Annotated in this window: 11 protein-coding genes and 1 pseudogene; 6 read left to right on the top strand and 6 right to left on the bottom strand. The window is 73.3% G+C overall.

Going from position 1 to position 18,222, the window contains the following annotated elements; all coding sequences use genetic code 11:
• Window positions 1-281 precede the first annotated feature (281 nt).
• Complete coding sequence (locus LG395_RS38885) at window positions 282-2,600, top strand: molybdopterin-dependent oxidoreductase (protein ID WP_225814007.1); 2,319 nt, start codon at window positions 282-284, stop codon at window positions 2,598-2,600.
• Between the two features lie 402 nt (window positions 2,601-3,002).
• On the opposite strand, the gene LG395_RS38880 is transcribed toward LG395_RS38885, so the two are convergent.
• Window positions 3,003-3,467 (bottom strand): VOC family protein, encoded by a 465-nt coding sequence (locus tag LG395_RS38880; protein WP_225814000.1) that lies wholly within the window; start codon window positions 3,465-3,467, stop codon window positions 3,003-3,005.
• A gap of 179 nt (window positions 3,468-3,646) precedes the next feature.
• On the opposite strand from LG395_RS38880, the gene LG395_RS38875 reads away from it, so the two are divergent.
• Window positions 3,647-5,329, top strand: coding sequence for an FAD-dependent oxidoreductase (locus LG395_RS38875; RefSeq protein WP_225813994.1), 1,683 nt, complete (start codon window positions 3,647-3,649; stop codon window positions 5,327-5,329).
• Between the two features lie 211 nt (window positions 5,330-5,540).
• Window positions 5,541-6,377 (top strand): alpha/beta fold hydrolase, encoded by an 837-nt coding sequence (locus tag LG395_RS38870; RefSeq protein WP_225813992.1) that lies wholly within the window; start codon window positions 5,541-5,543, stop codon window positions 6,375-6,377.
• A 433-nt stretch (window positions 6,378-6,810) separates the two neighbouring features.
• Here the strand turns inward: LG395_RS38870 and LG395_RS38865 are convergent, their stop codons facing one another.
• The 4 genes and pseudogenes from LG395_RS38865 to LG395_RS38850 form a co-directional block, all read right to left on the bottom strand.
• Window positions 6,811-9,531: an ATP-binding protein gene (locus LG395_RS38865; RefSeq protein WP_225813990.1), complete on the bottom strand. Its 2,721-nt coding sequence runs from the start codon at window positions 9,529-9,531 to the stop codon at window positions 6,811-6,813.
• Between the two features lie 111 nt (window positions 9,532-9,642).
• Window positions 9,643-10,488, bottom strand: a complete 846-nt coding sequence (locus tag LG395_RS38860) for an alpha/beta fold hydrolase (RefSeq protein WP_225813988.1) — start codon at window positions 10,486-10,488, stop codon at window positions 9,643-9,645.
• 133 nt (window positions 10,489-10,621) lie between these two features.
• Window positions 10,622-11,074, bottom strand: coding sequence for an SsgA family sporulation/cell division regulator (locus tag LG395_RS38855; protein ID WP_225813986.1), 453 nt, complete (start codon window positions 11,072-11,074; stop codon window positions 10,622-10,624).
• A gap of 4 nt (window positions 11,075-11,078) precedes the next feature.
• Window positions 11,079-11,372: pseudogene (locus tag LG395_RS38850) on the bottom strand (WhiB family transcriptional regulator); the annotation flags it as partial.
• A gap of 470 nt (window positions 11,373-11,842) precedes the next feature.
• On the opposite strand from LG395_RS38850, the gene LG395_RS38845 reads away from it, so the two are divergent.
• From LG395_RS38845 to LG395_RS38830, 3 genes are all read left to right on the top strand, one after another.
• On the top strand, window positions 11,843-12,829 hold the full coding sequence (locus LG395_RS38845) for a LysR family transcriptional regulator (protein ID WP_225813979.1): 987 nt from the start codon (window positions 11,843-11,845) through the stop codon (window positions 12,827-12,829).
• A 244-nt stretch (window positions 12,830-13,073) separates the two neighbouring features.
• Window positions 13,074-15,923 carry an ATP-binding protein gene (locus LG395_RS41365; protein ID WP_263983577.1) on the top strand — a complete coding sequence of 950 codons (2,850 nt, stop codon included), beginning with the start codon at window positions 13,074-13,076 and terminating at the stop codon, window positions 15,921-15,923.
• 224 nt (window positions 15,924-16,147) lie between these two features.
• The gene (locus tag LG395_RS38830) at window positions 16,148-16,396 is read left to right on the top strand and encodes a DUF2630 family protein (protein WP_225813977.1); all 249 of its coding nucleotides are present in this window, start codon (window positions 16,148-16,150) and stop codon (window positions 16,394-16,396) included.
• Window positions 16,397-16,579: 183 nt separating this feature from the next.
• Here LG395_RS38830 and LG395_RS38825 read toward each other — a convergent pair whose 3' ends face one another.
• Complete coding sequence (locus LG395_RS38825; RefSeq protein WP_225813975.1) at window positions 16,580-17,968, bottom strand: dihydrolipoyl dehydrogenase family protein; 1,389 nt, start codon at window positions 17,966-17,968, stop codon at window positions 16,580-16,582.
• Between the last annotated feature and the right edge of the window lie 254 nt (window positions 17,969-18,222).

Raw genomic sequence — 18,222 nt, 5'->3', positions numbered from 1 at the left:
GGCGGCACACCCGGCCGGGACGGCCACTCACGGGCGGCGGGCTCTCAGGTCCACCACCCGGCGGATTCCAGGTCCACCACCCGGCAGACTCGCGACACGCCCAAGCACCCGCCCGTCGCGCCCGGCACGCGCCGGAACACGCCTCGTCACCGCCTTGACAGGGAGAGTTCGGTGAAGAAACCTAATGGCCCGGAAGGTGTACCCCCCAGACACCTGGACGTCGCCGCTCGCCGAGCGGACGGTGACCCGGTGCGGGGCCGGCGCGGAAGCGGGAAGCACGTATGACCGACTGGCACAAGACGGCGTGCAGCCTCTGCTACGTCAACTGCGGTCTCGAGGTCGCGGTCGACGGGCGTGCGATCACCCGCGTACGCGGCGACAGGGAGAACCCGCGCACCCGGGGCTACCTCTGCCAGAAGGCGCAGCGGCTGACGTGGTACGGCGACCACCCGGACCGTCTCACCACGCCGCTGCGCCGCCGCCCCGACGGCGGTCACGAGCCCGTGGACTGGGACACCGCGCTGAGCGAGATCGCCGGACGCCTGCGGGACATCAGGGACACCACCGAGCCGTCGGGCCCCGGCGCGCTCGCCTACGTCGGCGGCGGGGGTCAGGGCAACCACTCCGGTGGCGCGTACGGGAACGCGCTGATGAGCTGGATGAACTCCACGCGGTTCTTCGGCGCCCTGTCGCAGGAGAAGACCGGGGACTTCTGGGTCAACGGCAGACTGTTCGGCGGGCAGGTCTGCCACACGTCCGAGGGCGTCGAGGAGTGCGACCTGCTGGTGGCCATCGGCTGCAACCCGTGGCTGGCACACGGCTTCAACCGTGCCCGCAACGAGGTCAACGCCATCAAGAACGACCCCGGCCGGAAGATGATCGTCATCGACCCGCGGCGCACCGAGACGGCGGAGGTGGCCGACGTCCACCTGCCGTTGCGGCCCGGAACCGACGCCTACCTGCTGGGGGCGATCCTCGCCCTCGTCGTGCGGCGCGGCGGCGCGGACGAGGCGTTCCTGCGGGCACACACCGAGGGCTACGAACAGGTCGCCGAGGCCCTGCTGCGCATCCCCGTGGACGAGTGGATCGCCCACGCCGAGGTGGAGCGGCCGGACGTGGAGCGGGCCGTGGAGCTGATCCTGGCGGCGCGGGCGATGACCGTCCGCGTCGAACTGGGCGTCCAGCAGGGGCGCAACTCCACGCTCAACAGCTACCTGGAGAAGCTGCTGTACCTGGTCACCGGGCACTTCGGCCGGCCGGGCACCAATGCCCTGCACTCCTGGCTGATCCCGTTGTGGAAGGAGTCCCGCGGGGAGCGCTCGCAGATCACCGGGTTCGAGTACATCGGCGGGTACCTGCCCATGAACACCCTGGCCGAGGAGGTCCTCGCCGACCATCCGCACCGGGCCCGTGCCGTCTGGGTGGACTCCTCCAACCCGGCCAACACCGCGGCGGACACGGTGTCCGTCGAGCGCGCCCTCACGGAGTGCGAACTGTCGGTGGTCGTCGACGTCGCCTACACGGAGACGGCGGCGCTGGCCGACTACGTGCTGCCCGCGGCCTCGCAGCACGAGAAGTGGGAGTGGACGTTCTTCGACTTCGAGTGGCCGACGAACTACTTCCAGCTCCGCCGGCCGCTGTTCGCCCCGCTGCCGGGCACGCTGGTGGAGGCCGAGATCTACACCCGGCTCCTTGAGGAACTCGGCGCCCTGCCGGACCGGGCGGAGCTCGACCGGCTCACGGAACTGGCCCGCACCGACCGGCCGAACCTGCTGCGGCACGCCGCCGCCACCCTGCGCGAGGCTCCGGGCATCGCCCCCGCGCTGCTGTACCGCACCCTCGGCCGCACGCTGCCCGAGGGCGCGGCCTCCGCGGCGGTCCTGTGGCCGGGCTGCCACACCGCGGCGCACCGGCTGGGACCCGCCGTCCAACGGGCGCTGGGCAGCGAGTCGTCCGGGACCGCGCTCGGCGAGGAACTCTTCGACCGCGTCCTGCGGTCGCCGAGCGGTCTCGCCTTCAGCGCGCACGAGTACGACGAGGTGTGGAGCCTGATGCGCAGCGAACGCGTCGCCCTCGCCGTGCCGGAACTGCTCACCTGGCTCACGTCCCTCGACCCGGCCGCCGACCGCCGTGACCCCGGTTTTCCGCTGTCCCTGGTCAACGGTCAGCGGCGCAGCCACAACGCCAACCAGATCCTGCGCCCGCCCGCCTGGCGCAGGACCGACCCGGACGGCGCCCTGCGTGCCCGCGCCGAGGACCTGTCCGCGGCCGGTGTCGCCCCGGGCGACTGGGTGGCCGTGGTGTCGAGGACCGGACGCCTCGTCGCGCGGGCCGAGGCCGACGAGACGCTGCGGGCCGGGCAGGTGGCCCTGCCCCACGGCTTCGGCATGTCGGTCCCCGACGGCCGCGGCGGGCGTGTCGTCCACGGCCCGCGGATCAACCTGCTCACCGACGCCACCGACCGCGACCCGATCGCCGGCACGCCGCACCACAAGGACATGCCGGTGCGACTGGAGCGGCCCACCCCCGAGGAACGGGAGACCGCCCAGCGGGACAGCGACCGCGTGCGCGCGCTGATGACACCTGACCGCCGGCGGTGACGACGGGGCCCGGCATGGCCCGGGGCCCCAAGTCCCGCTCCGGCGCGTCGGGTCCGGCCCACCCGACATGGTCTGTACGCCGTGGCGTCCATGTCCCTTCCGAAGCGCTCGGCACCCGACCGCATCTGGCGGGCCACGCCATGGGCGGCCGGATCGCCCGGGGCGCTCACCACGATGACGAGGGAGCAGGTGTGGCAGGACCTGCGGCAACCGCGTCCCGAGCGTGGCGGACACGGGGCGCTCACCGCACCCGCGGCGCCCCCGGGAGACGGCGCGGGCGATGACGGGCTTCTGGAACGACGGACCCGTCACGGCGCCGGCGCGGCGGGGCGGGGCGGGGCACGTGAGGGACGGGGTGGTGAGCGCCGGGGCTCCTCCGGCCGCCGGGGATGTCACCGCCAATCAGGCATGCGTGCCGGGGCGCAGCCAGGGGGACGCGAAGTCCACGTGTTCCGGGCCCAGTCCGTGGGGCTCGTCGGTGTAGAAGCGCAGCCGGACACCGTCGGGGTCGGGGACCACCAGGAGATGGCCGACCAGGGCGACGATGACCGGTGAGTGGGGCACGCCGAGCGTGTCGAGGTGACGGATCCAGCCGTCGAGTCCCGCCCGGTCCGTCACCGTGAAGGTCAGCGGGTCGAAGCCGGCCAGCCGTCCGGCGGTCGCCGGGTCGAGACGCAGTTCCACGGGCACGTCCACACCGGGGACGTCGAGGATGACGGCGAACAGCCGTCCGTCCGAGGTGACGTGGTCGTACTCCGGGATGCGACGCGCGCCCAGCACGGAGCCGTACCAGGCGATGCTCCGCTCCAGGTCGGACACGGGGATCTTGATGTGGTGCAGACCCCGCACCACGGGCCGGGCGGACATACGGAACACACTCCTCGGGTGTACGTGCCCCACTGCCGGGGCACACCGTCGAACATACTCCGGACGTGCGGGGCCGTTGGTGCAGGGAGACTGCCCTCGTGTGCACATGTGCGCCGCCGGAGCCGCACACACGGGGCGATCCGTCGCCCGGCGGTGTGACCCGGTGGCATTCTTCGGGCATGGCAACCTCATTCCCCGAGATCGGTGACCGCCCCGACGATCTCGCCGCCGCCGCCGGAGTGCGGCTGGACGACGGTCAGCTCGCCCGGGCCGCCCGGTACGCGACCCGCGAGGAGGTCCGGGCGGGAGACGTCCTGTACCAGGTGGAGGACGACTCGGTCGACCTCTTCCTGTGCGGGACGGCGACGCTGGAGGCGGTCATCCCGTCCGCGGAGGGCGGTGACGGGCACCTCTTCATGACGCACGGCCCCGGCCAGTTCGCCGGCGAGCTCAACCTGCTCACCGGACAGCGGCGCGGGCTGACCGTACGCGTCGCCGCCGGCGGCACGATCCACCGGGTGCGGCCGGCGGCCTTCCGCCGGCTGATGGCCCAGGAGACCGAACTCTCCGACCTGTTCCTGCGCGCGATCCTCGCCCGGCGCCGGCTGCTGCGCCAGGCGACGCAGCAGACACTGCGCATCGTCGGCGACGCCGGCACGGCCGAGGGCCTGGCCATGCGCACCTTCCTGGACCGTCAGGGCGTGCCGCACCGGTGGCTGGACAGCGGCTCCCCGCAGGGCGCGGACGCGATGCGTTCGACCGGCCTCACCGAGGAGGACCTGCCCGCGGCGCTGTCGTCGCGCGAGGCGACGCCCCGTGTGACACCGGGCGTGCTCAGCCAGCGGCTCAATCTCGCCTACCGCCGTACCGGGCGCGGCTCGGCCGACCTCACCGTCGTGGGTGCCGGACCGGCGGGGCTGGCGGCCGCGGTGTACGGCGCCTCCGAGGGTCTGGAGACGGTGCTGCTGGACGGGGTGGCCGTCGGCGGCCAGGCCGCCACCAGCGCACGCATCGAGAACTACCTCGGGTTCCCCTTCGGGCTCAGCGGAGCCGACCTGACCGCGCGTGCGGCCGTACAGGCGCTGAAGTTCGGTGTGCGCATCGCCAGTCCGTGCGGTGTCGTGGGGCTGAGCACCGAGGGCCGCGACCACGTCGTGACCCTGGTGGACGGAACCCGCGTGGAGACGCGGGCGGTGATCGTCGCCACCGGAGCGGAGTACCGGGCGCTCCCGCTGGACGGCTGGGCGGAACTGACCGGCTGCGGCATCTACTACGCGGCCACCGACCTGGAGGCACAGGCGGTCGCCGGCCGGCCGGTCGCGGTGGTCGGCGGCGCCAACTCCGCCGGCCAGGCCGCCTTGCACCTGGCCCGGTACGCCTCCGAGGTCACCCTGGTGGTACGGGGGCCCGAACTGGGCGCCCGCATGTCCGCGTACCTCGTGGAACGGATCGTGAACGACCCCCGGATCACCGTGCTCACCGGCACCGAGGTGACGGCGCTGCACGGCCGGCCGCACCTGGACGGAGTGTCCCTGACCACCCGGGACGGTGGCGCCGGGGCACGCCGTGTCGAGTGCGCGGGCCTGTTCTGCTTCATCGGGGCCCGGCCGGCGACGACATGGCTCGGTGGAGTGGTGCTGGACCCGGACGGGTTCGTACCGACGGACCGGCAGCTGCCGGCGGCGGACCTCGGACCGCGCTGGAAGGAACTGGGGCGTGAGCCACTGCCGTACGAGACCAGCGTGCCCGGTGTGTTCGCCGCCGGTGACGTGCGTCTGGCCTCGATGAAGCGGGTCGCCGCCGCGGTCGGGGACGGCGCCAGCGCGGTCCGCTCGGTCCACCAGTACCTCGCGACGCTCTGAGGTCCGGCAGCCCTGGACGCGCCGGAGCCGAGGAGGAAGTCCCCCGCGCGCGGCGGGGTGCCGTCCTGGGCCGCACGTGCCCGGGAGGGCGCGGGGTCAAGTCCGCGGCCACAAAGTTTCCACAAGGGGCGGTGAGACTGAAGACGCCCGGTCGGTGACGCACATGTCCCACGTGTCCGGGTGCCGTCTTTCCTGAACAGGAGTCCTGGGTATGTCTGCTTACGCGGCCGATGCGGCCGAGACCCGTTACGTCGACGGACCTTCGGGGGAGCGTTTCGCCTACCGCAGGTTCGGCCGGGCGGGCGGCCGTCCGCTGCTGATGCACATGCGCTTCCGTGGCACCATCGACCACTGGGACCCCGCCTTCCTCGAACCCCTGGCCGCCGAACGCGAAGTCATCGTCTTCGACAACCGGGGCATCAACCTGTCCACCGGCGACGCGCCGGCCTCGATCGAGGACATGGTGGAGGGCTCGCTCGCGTTCATCCACGCGCTCGGCCTGACGGACGTCGACGTCCTGGGCTGGTCGATGGGTGGCATCGTCGCCCAGGGCGTGGCGCTCGCCGCCCCCGGCATCGTCCGTCACCTGGTGGTGGCGGGCAGCTCGGCCGGCGGCGTGCCCGACATGCCGCCGCCCTCGGCCCGCACCCGGCAGACCATGGCGAAGCCGGTCAACGCCGCCGAGGACTTCCTCTACCTCTTCTTCCCCGAGACCGAGGAGGCGACGGCCGCGGGCCGGGCGTCCCTGGAGCGGCTGGAGTACCGGCTCAAGGACTCCCAGGCGGTCGTCGGCCCCGAGGCGGTACGCGGACAGCTCGGCGCCATCGGCTCGTTCAAGGGTTACTGGCACCGGCAGGAGGAACTGACCCTGCCGGTCCTGGTCGCCAACGGCGCCCACGACGTCATGATCCACGCCTACGCCACCTACGCGATGTCGCAGAAGCTCCCCGACGCCAAGGTGATCCTCTACAGCGACGCCGGACACGGCTTCCTCTTCCAGCACCCCGACGACTTCGCCCACGACGTCAACCGCTTCCTGTCCGCCTGAGGCGGCGGCGGTACTCGATCGCTCCGGCGGTGGCGCCGGGGCGTCGCGCGGCCCCGTGGCGCGATCGGCCGGGGAACGACTCGCGGGAGTCGAGGGAGGCCGGACCGGCCCCGGGGCCCCCGGCCTCCCGATCCCGCGCCGCGCCCAGCCCTCGCCGGGTGTCCCCAGGTGCCGGTCCCGGTCAGCTCCGCAGCAGTTCGTCCGGTACGTCCGTACCGAGGAAGCCGAGGAGCGCGGCGAGCTTCCGGTCGAGCTGCGGGTCGTGGCGGTACATGCGCTGGGCGATGGTGTGGTTGCCCATCAGCTACCGGAAAGGGGCCGCGGTCGCCGACGTACGGCGCACACGTGTCGAACGGGCGGCTCGGGGCCCTCTACTGCGCCATCGGGCAATCGACCAGCGGCGCATCCACACGTGCCCCTGCCGGTACGGCCGTCAGGTGCCGTTCACCTCGTCGAAGGCCTTCAGCGCGTCACGCAGGGCGGCGCGGGAGGTGATGCCCAGCTTGGGGAACACCCGGTAGAGGTGGGCGCCGGCGGTGCGGGGGGAGATGTTGAGCTGCCGGCCGATCTCCTTGTTGGACAGACCGCTCGCCGCGAGCTCCGCGATACGACGTTCCTGTGCGCTCATCCGCACCCCGGTCCTGGCGTCAGCGACGCCGACGCCCACGCCGGACGCGCGCAGTTCGTCCCGCGTGCGCTGCGCCCACAGCGGAGCCTTCAACTGCTGCTCGAACACTTCGAGCGCCACGCTCAGCTGGACGCGGGCGGCCGTGTACTCCCGGCGCCGGCGGAGCCACTCGCCGTACCACAGCCGCAGGCGGGCGTACTCGAAGGGCCACAGGGAGGCGTCCGGGACCGCGAGGGCCGCCTCGTACAGCGCGCCCGCCTCGTCGTCGGGCGCGGCGACCGCGGCGGCCGCGGCGAGGATGAGCGCGTGGTGCGGTGAGATGACGTCCACACGCGCCTGCCGGCCGGCTTCGACGTGTGCGCGGGCCGCCTCGGTCCTGCCGGTGCGCATCGCGGACTCCACGAGGTCCAGGAACACGCGCGAGAAGTGGGGGAAGTGCGAGGGCAGTTCTCCCGGCGGGGTCAACGCGGAGGTCAGCAGGTAGGCCTCCTCGAAGTCCCCGCGGCCGACCGCGGCGCGGGCCCAGGTCTCGTTCACGGTGGACATCAGCAGCTGCATGCGGCGCGGCTGGGCCCACGCGGTGATCGTGTCGCAGTGCCGGCGCAGCGCCTCCTCGTCCCCGCGGCCGGACGCGACCATGGCCAGCCCGTACGTGAAGATGATGTGGATGAGGTGGTAGTCGTGCTCGGTGGCGTCCGCGAAGCCCCGGGACGCGATCGTCTGGACCTTGTCCCATTCCCCCCGCATGAACGCCTCGTGGGTCCTGGCCACCACGCCGAAGCGCAGGCTGTCGTACGCGCTGTGCCCGACGGCCTCGCGCCACACGCCGTCGTAGTACGTGAAGCAGTCGAGGTACATGGCCGTGTAGATCAGCCAGGTGACGCGCCACAGGGGTGTGTCGGGGGACAGCTCGGCCGTCGCCTTGTCCAGGCGTTCGCGCACGTCGTGAGCGGTGCGTGCCGGGTCGGCGACGCAGTCGAAGCACATGCGGGCGGACTCGGAGACCCGGTCGAGCGCGCGGTACACGGGTGGCCACAGTTCCGCACGGCCGCCCCACACCGCCGCGTTGAGCAGGACGTAGAACGCGTCGTCGAACGCGTCCGCGTCGGCCGGGACGGTGTCTCCGCGCGCCGCCTCCATGGCGGGCGGCAGGATGCGGTAGACCGCGTCGATGTCTCCTTCCCGGTGGAACTGCACGTAGCCCGCGGCTGCCGCGCCCCGCAGTGACTCCGCGGTCTGGCCGGCCAGTTCGTGGGCCGTTCCCAGGAGTCCGGCGATGCCGGCGGCGAACGCGGCCTGTTCCAGGCGTCGGGTGCGTGCGGTGGGGTCCTGGCTGAGTTCGGCGGCACGGCGGTACGCCGTGGCGGCCTCCGCGGCGCCGCCACGAGCCACGGCCCGCTCGGCGGCGCCGGTGAGTTCGACGGCGACCGCCTCGTCGGGTTCGTCCGCGGCGTGGGCGAGGTGCAGGGCACGCCGTTCCGGCTCCGCCGTCAGGACCTCGGCCAGCGCCCGGTGCGCGCCTCTGCGGCGTCCGGCCGGGGACATGTGCACCACGCAGGAGCGGACCAGGGGGTGCCGGAAGGTGACCTGTTCCGCGACGTGGTCGACACGGACCAGTCCGGTGCGCTCGCTCGTCTCCAGCAGGCCGTCGTCCCACTCCTCGCCGCCGGCGCCGAAGGCCGCCCGGATGTCCGCCAGATTGCCGGGGCGCTCTCCGTCCAGGGCCGTCAGCAGCAGGGCGAACCGTGTGACGGAGCCGAGCTGCCGGACGCGGTCGGCGAACACGCTCTCCAGCCGGCTGTTGAGCGGCAGGTTCGCCGGCAGGGTTTCGGCGCCGTCCCGCTGCGCGTCGGTGAGCTGGCTCGCCAGTTCCACCAGCGCCAGCGGGTTGCCTTCCGACTCGTCCAGCAGGCGCCGCCTGGTCGTCTCGGCCAGCCCCGGGTGACTGTTGTCGAGCAGCACCAGCGCGTCGGGGGCCGGCAGCGGCCCGACGTCGAGCACACGCAGGCCCGTGGGGTCGAGGAAGCCGTGCGCGGCGCTGCGCGCGGCCATGATGAAGGCCGCCCGGCAGCTGCCGAGCCTGCGGGTGACGAACGTCAGCACCTCGGCGCTGGAGCGGTCGATCCAGTGCACGTCGTCCACCACCACGCACAGGGGCCACCGCCGGGACGCGGCCTGGAGGAGCGCCAGCGCCGCCGCCGAGATGGCGAAGCGTCCCGGTGCCGAGCCCTCACGGATGGAGAGCGCCTGTTCCAGCACGCCGCTCTGGAAGGCCGGTAGTCCCGCGAGGTGGTCGAACAGCGGATAGAGGAGCTGGTGCAGTGCGGAGAAGGCGAGTTCCTGTTCGCTCTCGACCCCGACGACCTGGATCACGCGCACCCCGCCCGAGCGGGCGCGGGTGGTCACGGCGTCCAGCAGCGCGGTCTTCCCCACCCCGGGGTCGCCCCGCAGCAGCAGCGCCGCTCCCTCGTTCTCCGCCTCGGCCAGCAGTGCTTCCAGTGCATGCAATTCGGACGTACGGCCCACCAACGACAACGTTCCTCCCACGCCGGAGGACGGTTGCCCCTGCCGGCGCTCACATGGTGGCTGCCGGCGGCCGGGTGACGCATCTGTCGGTCGACTGGTATCGGCCGGGTTTCAGGGCGCCTGGGCCAGGAAGGCCAGCACGTCCCGCGCGACCTCCTCGTGGTGCTGGAAGAGGAAGCCGTGACCGGAGTGCGGATACGCCTTCACCCGTGCGTCGGGCAGCAGGCCCGCCAGCAGGCGGGACGCGCCGGGCGGGACGACGCGGTCGTTGTCCGCGTGCACCACGAGCGCGGGGTGCCCGATCGCGGAGAGCCGGTGCAGGGCGGCGCTGTCCGGGACGCCCCACTCGGTCATCGCCTCGTACTGCGCCTGCCGGGCCTCCCGGCCGGCCGGCAGGTCCCGGTCGTGCTCCCGCTCGATGTACCTGCCGAGGAACTCCAGTCCCCCGCGCTGACCGGACTCTTCGTGGTCGAAGAACGTGTACAGGTAGTCCTCCAGGCTCGGCCGGTCGACGTCGGCGCGGGCGAAGATGTCGTCCGGCCAGCCGAAGACGCCCGGCACACCGCGCGGGGCGGTGGCCGCCAGCACCAGGCGGCGTACGGCGGCGGGGCGCAGCAGGGCCAGTTCCTGGGCCGTGCAGCCCCCCATCGAGAATCCCAGCAGGTCCGCCTGCCGTACCCCGATGGCGGTCATGAAGGCGAGGGTGTCCACGGCCGTCTCCGCGATGGTCCGGGGGGTGTGGCCGGTGCTCAGACCGACCCCGGCGTTGTCGAAGGCGATGACGTCGCGTTCCGCCGCCAGGGCGTTGACCAGTGCCGGGTCCCAGCTGTCCAGGGTGCCGCGGAAGTGGTGGAGCATGAGCAGCGGTGGTTGCGAACCGGAGGGACCGCAGCGCCGGTAGGCGTAGCGGACGCCGTTGGCGGCGTCGACGACGTGGTTGGGTGCGTCGGTGTACATGTCGGATCCTTCGCCGGGGCCTTGCTCCCGCTCGGCGGGGGGCAGCGTATGCCGTCGAGTGTGGTGACGGGCCGGGGCCGGGGCATCGGGCATTTGACCATGGAGGTGTGACCAGCGGGCCGGGATCCATGGTTCAAACGGGCGGCAGCAGGCTTTCGGTGAGGCCGGCCCAGTCCAGGAGTGCGCCCTCGCTTCCGGCGGGGACCAGGGCATACGTCTGTTCCAGCCACCGGCGCAGGACGGTCAGGTCGGCCGCGAACGTCGCGTGCCCGTGCGGGCTCTCCAGTCTCAGGTGGAGCGACGGACGCCCACCCGGCCCCGTGGCGGGCCACACCTTGCAGTCGCCCTCTCCGCTGGGCCGGTCGGTGCCGGCGCTCAGCAGGTCCCGGCCGACCACCCAGGTGACGCAGGTCTCCGTGGTCACGAGGAGGTCCATGCGCACGGCGAAGGGATCGTCGACGCTGTAGCTGAACCGGCAGTCGATGCTGTGGCGTCCCGGGGACGCCGGCCGGAACCGGAGGGTGGTGAGGAGTTCGACGGTGCCCAGGGGGTTGCCGTGGGCGCTGCCGGAAGGGTGCTCGGTCATCTGGTCAGCGTCCTCGCTGTCGTTGTGGTGTCCGGTCGGCGGCGATTCCGGGGGGCACGCGCCCGAGTGCTTCGCGGGCCGGCCGTTTCCTGAGGTTCCGCCGTTCCCGCTCGCTGAGGCCGCCCCGTACGCCCGCTTGCTCGTGGTGGTCGAGGGCCCGGTCCCGGCACGGGTGGACGACCGGGCACCGCCGGCAGACCGCCTTCGCCTCGTCGATCCGCCCGAGTGCCGCTCCCTCCTCGCCGACCGGGAAGAACAGCTCCGGGTCCTCGGACCGGCATACCGGGTACCGCTGCCAGACAGGAGGGGTCCCACCGGACCGCGGCGGCCGGCCGGGAGCCGGGAGGGCAGGGCGGCTTCCGGCCGCGGGCGGACCCGACGGGGGGAGTGCCCCGGGGGTGGGACACGGCCGTGCCCCGTCGAACGCATCCATCGCCACCTCCGCTACGAGCCTGTGTTCCCACCAGCCTTTCGGGCCGACGCGTTCCGGGCATCCGTCGTGTGACTGAACCGTCGGCGGGAAGCGGCGCCGTGGCATACACGGGGTGCCGGCTCATCGGCCGGCACCCGGAGCGCGGGGCACGCGGGCGCCCCCTCTCCGGGATGCCGGCGACCGTCCGCCCGGAAAGCTCAGTCAGTCGACTGATGAACGGGCCGCGTGAGCACTCCTAGCCTGGGCAGGGCCGCGGCCACGCACCGTTGGACGGCCGCCCCGCGCGTATCCGTCTCCCGCGTGGTTACGTACAAAGAGACCGAGGCAGGTCAGAAGTGACAGACTCCTCCCCCGTCGCCCTGGCGGATCCCCAGGTGACGCATCCCGAGCCCGACATCGACCTGCGACTGCTGCGGGCGTTCCTGGCCGTCGCGCGGGAAGGCCACTTCGGTCGTGCCGCGGACCGTCTGATGGTCGCCCAGTCGGCACTGAGCAGGCAGGTGCAGCAACTCGAACGCCTGCTGGGGGCGCCCCTGTTCACCCGTACGTCCCGGGGCGCCCGGCTGACCGGGGTAGGACGGCTCGTGCTGCCGCATGCCGAACAGGCCCTCGCCCGGAACCGCCGGCTCGTCCGCCTGGTCAGATCGGCGGCGGGACAGTACGGAACGCGCACGTTGACGATCTCCGCCCCGCTGCCCAGCCCTCCCGGCGGACTGCTGGCCGAGGCGGTGCGTCACTTCCGCGCCAGGCACCCGGACGTGCAGCTCTCGGTCGTGGGACTGGACGACCGCGATGTCGCCGCCGCACTGCGCGACGGCCGCGTCGACGCGGCGCTCACCTGGGGCGGGGACCTGTCCGCCGACCACGCGCAGGTGTTGCTCGACGAGGGCGCCAGCGCGCTGCTGAGCCGGCACCACGCCCGGGCCGGGGCAGCGGAGATGCCCGTGGCCGCGCTGACCGAGGACCCGGTTCTCTTCCCGGTGCGCGAACGCGGACACTGCTGGGACTCGCTGAACGAGCTGGCCGCCGCCGCACGGGTACGGCTGACCCCCGTCCCCACGGCCCCCTCCGCCGTTCCCGACCTGGTCGCTGCGGGCCTCGGGGTGTCCGTCGTACCGGCGTCCTTCAGCTTCGCCGGCTACACGGACGTGGTGTTCGTACCGCTGCCCGGTCTGCGCCACCGGATGAGCGTCGTGTGGCAGAGCGGTGACGGCCTCGCCGTCGCCGAGTCCTTCGTCGCGTCCTGCCGGTCCGCTGCCGCCGGGCTGAGCGCCGCGCACCCGGGCGTCTGGAACCTGCCGGCGGCGTCTCGGCCACGTTGACGGGATCACCGGGTTGCGGTCGGCGGCGGACATCGCCCATCGTGTCCCCCGCGGGGCGGCGGCCCCGCGCGGACGGGTTGTGGAAAGAATCTGGAATACCTCCTCTTTCTCCGCGGGAATTCTTGATTATTTCTGGAAAGAAGGACCTCCGGCGCCTTCCTGGCTTTCCCGCGAAAAGGAACAACCCAGGCCCTCCGGTACTCCGTGATAGCTTCCGAGCAATTGCGATGAGCCGGGAGGAACCATGGTCCGTGGACACGGGGAAGAGGACCCACTGGACGGGATCATCGGGCGCGAGCAGGAGATATCGCGTGTCCTGCGCGGCCTTTTCCCGGACCGGGCCGAAGAGGCGGGCGCCCTCCTCCTCGTGGGTGAGCCCGGCATGGGCAAGACGACGCTGCTGCACGCCGTGAGGGCGGAGGCGGGCCGCCGCGGGACCGTCCTCGGCTGTGCCGGCAGCCAGGCCGAGCGAACGCTCGCGTACGGGGCCCTCCACCAGTTGCTGAGTCCCGCTCTTGACCACCTGCCCCGGCTGCCGGCCCCGCAGCGCGCCGCCCTCTCCCGCGCCCTCGGCCTGCGGCACGCGCCCGTCCGTACCGCCGGCGCGGACGGCGGTGACGGGCGGCTGCTCGTGGGGCTCGCGACCCTGAACCTGCTGCTGGCCTCCGCGCGCCACCGCCCGGTCACGGTCGTCGTGGACGACCTCCAGTGGCTGGACGAACCCTCCCTCGACACCGTGCTGTTCGTCGCACGGCGCCTCGCCGGCGAACCAGTGGGCCTGCTGGCGGCGGTGCGCGGCGACGGCGCGTGCGTACCCGGGTGGCCCGACCCGGAGCCGGTTCCGGTCGGGCCCCTGTCCGGGGAAGCGGCCGGACGCCTGCTGGACGCGCAGCCCGTGGTTCCTCGGGGCCGGTTGCGCGGGCAGGTGCTGCGGCTGGCGGCGGGTAATCCGCTGGCGTTGGTGGAGCTGGCGCGGGCCGCGGCGCAACGGGGCTTCGTGGGGTGGGACACGGCGGTGGGGGCGGGATTCCCGGTTCCGGCCCGGCTGGAGAGGGCCTACGGGGAACGGCTGGACGGACTGCCGGAGGCGACACGCCGGGTGCTGCTGTTCGCGGCGGCCGCGGACGGGCCGGACATGCGGGCGGCGCTGGCTGCGGCGGCCTCGGTACCCGGCGGCGACGCCGAGGCGTGGGCGGCCGCGGAGGACGCGGGACTGGTGCGGCTGGCAGGCGGGAAGGTCGCGTTCCGGCATCCGCTCATGCGGTCCGTGGTGTACGGGGCGGCGTCGTTCGCGGAGCGCCGTGAGGTGCACCTGCGGCTGGCCGAGGGGCTGGCGGAGGATCCCGACCGGCGGGCGTGGCACCTGGCCGCGGCGTCCCTGGCGCCGGACGAGTCCGTCGCGGGAGCGCTGGTGGCGACGGCGGACCGCGCTCGCCGGCGAGGCGGCTACCGCGTGGCGGCGGCGGCACTGGAGCGCGCGGCGCAGTTGAGCGAACAGGGGCGGTCGCGGGCGCGGCGGCTGCTGGACGCCTGCGATCTCGCCGTCCAGGCGGGCGAGCCGTGGTGGGTCGAGGCGCTGACGGCCGAGGTGGCGGCGGCGACGGACGACACCGCGATGCTGGCCGAGGCGGTGTTGCGCAGGGGGTGGGCGCTGGCGTCGACGGGCCGGCAGAGGGCCGCGCTGTCTCATCTGCTGCCGCTGGCCGCCGACATGATGGACGCCTCGCCGGTGACGGCGCTGGACGCGGTCAGTCACAGCGCGGTGGTCCTCTACTGCAGCGGTGACGAGGCCTTCCGCCGGCAGGCGCGGGGGTTGCTGGCACGTATTCCGGGTGACGTGGGCAGCCCGTACGAACAGGTGTGGGCCCGTGCCTGCTGTGACCCCTTCGGCGACCGCAGTGGTGTGCTGGCGGCGCTCCAGCGTGCCGCGGCCGAGGCGGGCGACGTGCCCGGACGGCTGAGCGTGCTGGGGAGCGCGGCCTGGATGCTGGACGAGACGGCGCTGGGGGTGCGGCTGCTGAGTGAGGTGATGGAGCGTCTGCACACGGTGACGACCGCGGGCTCCAGCGCCATGGTGGGTCAGGCGCTGGCGTTGGCGCAGTTCGACGCGGGTGCGTGGGAGGCGGCGTGCGAGTCCGCCGAGGACGCGCGGCGGGTGGCGGAGGAGAAGGGGCTGGAGGCGGCGGCGTGGGTCGCCGTGTACGTGAGCGCGATGGTGCTGGCGTTGCGCGGGGAGGACGCCCGGGGGCTGATGGCGCGGGCCGTGCGGGGGCTCGACGTGTCGGAGAGCCGGGCGCTGGGTGTGCGCATGGCGATGGTGCGTGCGGCGGTGGCCGCCGCCGAGGGTGATCACGCGGTGGAGTTCGAGTTGCTGCGGGGGCTGTTCACGGCGGGGCCCGATCCGCGGCCGGTGCACTACCACTGCTCCCTCTACGGGGTGGGGGACCTGGCCGCCGCCGCCGTCCGGGTGGGGCGGCCGGCGGAAGCGGTGGCGGTGGTCGACGCGGTGGAGCGGTGGGTGGGCGACGGGATGTCGCCGCGCCTGCGGCTGCTCGTGGGGCGGGCACGGGCGTTGCTGTGCGAGGGGGAGGAGGCGGAAGGGCTGTTCCGTACGGTCGTGGGCGACCCGGTGGGAGAGCAGTGGCCGTTCGAGCGGGCGGTGGTGTCGCTGGAGTTCGGTGAGTGGCTGCGCCGCAGGCGTCGGATGAGCGAGGCGCGGGCAGAACTGTCGCGGGCGCTCACGGTGTTCCAGCGGTTGAAGGCCCATCCGTGGGCGGAGCGGACGGCGGGCGAGCTGCGGGCCTGCGGGGTGCCCGTGCGGGACGCGGAGGGCGGACCGGGCCCGGTGGAGCGGCTGACCCCGCAGCAGTTGCAGATCGCGCGGCTGGCGGCGGCGGGGCTCACCAATCGGCAGATCGGCGAGCGGTTGCTGCTGTCCGCCCGTACCGTGGGCTTCCACCTGTACCAGGTGTTCCCGAAGCTGGGGGTCAGCAGCAGGACCCAGCTCCACGACGCGCTCAGCCGCGCCGGGACGCCGCCGCGGAGCACACCGGACGACACGGCCGGCACCGGGACGCCGATGAGCCGGCGGTAGCGGGCCCCGGCGTTCCGGGTGACACGGTCGTGTGGGCGGCGGCCCCCGTCCGAACCGGTAAGTCAAACAACGGATCGCTCCGGACGGCGAGGAGGGAAGAATCGGGGGCCGAGGGCGTCCCGCGCCCCACGCCGCGCCGAGCCGGGTGACATGTCGTCATCCGGCCGGGTCCCGAGGCGCGCCGGCCGGGCCGCCGCACCCTGATGAACGAGGAGAGCACACCCATGGAAACCGACCAGCGCATCCTGCACCGGATCACCGAGATGGCGGACGAGGAACGCAGGCTGCGGGACTCCCTCGCCGCGGGCGCCTCGGACCGCGCCGCGGAGCGTGACCGGCTCGGCGCGCTCGAAAGGGAGTTGGACCAGTGCTGGGACCTGCTGCGGCAGCGGCGGGCCAGGGCCGAGTTCGGCGAGGACCCCGACGAGGCCCGTGTGCGGCCGCAGTCCCAGGTGGAGAACTACCGGTCCTGACGGCGGCCGCGGCGCGCGGCAGGACGCGCGAGGCGCACGCGGGCCGCGTGACACATCCGGAAGTCGGGTCGCTTGAGTCCCTGATTTCCCGTCCGGGTGTCCCTGACGTACACAATTGCCCGGCATGCCGGCGGCGACCGGGAACGTTTCCGGTCGCTGCCGGGCGGCGGACGGCGCGGCCGCTCAGTCCACCCAGGAGGCGAACAGCGCGTTGAGTCCCTCAGCCATGGTCGGGTGCGCGATCATGCCGTCCCGCAGACGGGTGAACGGCATCTGGGCCCACATGGCCGTCTGCACCACCGACAGCACCTCCGCCGATTCGGGGCCGAGCAGGGCGGCACCCAGGATCTGCTCGGTGTCCCGGTCGACCACGGCCTTCCACAGACCCCGCGTGTCCCGCAGGGTGCGCGCCCGCGGGATGGCCTTGACCGGCAGTTTCGCGACCCTGATGGAACGGCCCGTGGCGCGGGCCTGCTCCTCGGTGAGACCGACGCGGGCGAGTTCCGGGTCGGTGAACAGGTTCCATGGCACCAGCCGGCCGGCCGTGCTGCGGGAACCGCCCTGGATGTTGGCCTTGACGATGCGGTAGTCGTCCAGGGACACGTGGGTGAACTGCGGGCTGCCGGCCACGTCGCCCACCGCCCACGTGTGCGGGGCGTCGGTCGCCAGCCTGTCGTCCACCCGTACGAACCCGCGGTCGTCGGTCCGCACCCCCGCCGCGTCCAGGCCGAGGCCGCGCGTGACGGGATCCCGGCCGGTCGCCGCGAGGATGTCGTCGGCGGTCAGGGTCCGCCCGTCCTCCAGCAGCACCCGTACCGTCCCCCGCTCCCGGACCACCTCCTTCACCGTGACGTCGGTGATCAGCTCGACGCCGTCCTCCCGGAGGTAGTCCGCGAGGGCCGTGGCGATGTCCCGGTCCTCGCCGCGCAGCAGGTGGGGGCCGCGTTCCAGGACCGTCACCCGGCTGCCGAAGGCGGCGAACATGTGGGCGAACTCCAGGCCCACGTAACCGCCGCCGAGGACCAGGAGCCGGTCCGGGACGCGGCGCAGGTCCATGATGCTCTCGCTGGTCAGCGGTTCCGCCTCGGCGAGCCCGTCAATGGCAGCGATGTGCGGCGTCGTCCCCGTGTTGATCACCACGTCGGTGCCGCGTACGACACGGCGGCCCCCGTCGTTGAGGTCGATCTCCACCGTCCGCTCCGCGACGAAGCGCGCGGTGCCCAGGACGAAGTCCATGCCGCTGTCGAGGAACTGCCGGTGGTTGAGCTCGACCATGCCGGAGACGACGCCGTCCTTGTGCGCGCGCAGCAGCTCCAGGTCCACCCGGGGCGTCCCCAGCCGGATCCCCAGCGACTCCGCGCTGCCGGCCCTGCGGGCCAGCCGGGCGCTGGTCACCAGCGTCTTGGTGGGGATGCAGGCCACGTTGATACAGGTGCCGCCGATCATGCCCCGTTCCACCATGACCACCCTGCCACCGGCCCGCGCGGTGTCCATGGCGAGCGTCTTGCCGGCCTTGCCGCCACCCACCACCAGCAGGTCCACGTCTTCCACGCCTTCGTCCGCAACGTTCATTCCCTCTTCGTCCTCCTCGGCCGTGCGCAAGCGGTGGGGCGGGACGGCCGGCGCGTCACACACCGGCCGCCCCGTTCCAGCTTCACCGCTGCCACGGATGGACGCATCAGTCGAATGACCACTCACTCCGCGGCGCGCTGCCGTGGACCCTCCCCCCTCCTGCCGTGACGCGGGCGCGCGGCGGCGGACACGGGGGCGGGGCGAGGCGTCCGCCGGGCCGCCCGGGACACGGCTCGCAGGGGTCCTCCCGGGGT

This window comes from Streptomyces spinosus (assembly GCF_020400655.1).
In the GTDB taxonomy this organism is placed as follows: domain Bacteria; phylum Actinomycetota; class Actinomycetes; order Streptomycetales; family Streptomycetaceae; genus Streptomyces; species Streptomyces argyrophylli.
This window is presented reverse-complemented; position numbering and strand designations above follow the sequence as displayed.

What these genes read in the sequence shown, in the direction of transcription:
- LG395_RS38830 (WP_225813977.1), top strand. Translation starts at nt 16,148, where the DNA reads ATGGAAACCGACCAGCGCATCCTGCACCGGATCACCGAGATGGCGGAC.
- LG395_RS38870 (WP_225813992.1), top strand. Translation starts at nt 5,541, where the DNA reads ATGTCTGCTTACGCGGCCGATGCGGCCGAGACCCGTTACGTCGACGGA.
- LG395_RS38855 (WP_225813986.1), bottom strand. Translation starts at nt 11,074, where the DNA reads ATGACCGAGCACCCTTCCGGCAGCGCCCACGGCAACCCCCTGGGCACC.
- LG395_RS38880 (WP_225814000.1), bottom strand. Translation starts at nt 3,467, where the DNA reads ATGTCCGCCCGGCCCGTGGTGCGGGGTCTGCACCACATCAAGATCCCC.
- LG395_RS38885 (WP_225814007.1), top strand. Translation starts at nt 282, where the DNA reads ATGACCGACTGGCACAAGACGGCGTGCAGCCTCTGCTACGTCAACTGC.
- LG395_RS38860 (WP_225813988.1), bottom strand. Translation starts at nt 10,488, where the DNA reads ATGTACACCGACGCACCCAACCACGTCGTCGACGCCGCCAACGGCGTC.
- LG395_RS38825 (WP_225813975.1), bottom strand. Translation starts at nt 17,968, where the DNA reads ATGAACGTTGCGGACGAAGGCGTGGAAGACGTGGACCTGCTGGTGGTG.
- LG395_RS38875 (WP_225813994.1), top strand. Translation starts at nt 3,647, where the DNA reads ATGGCAACCTCATTCCCCGAGATCGGTGACCGCCCCGACGATCTCGCC.
- LG395_RS41365 (WP_263983577.1), top strand. Translation starts at nt 13,074, where the DNA reads ATGGTCCGTGGACACGGGGAAGAGGACCCACTGGACGGGATCATCGGG.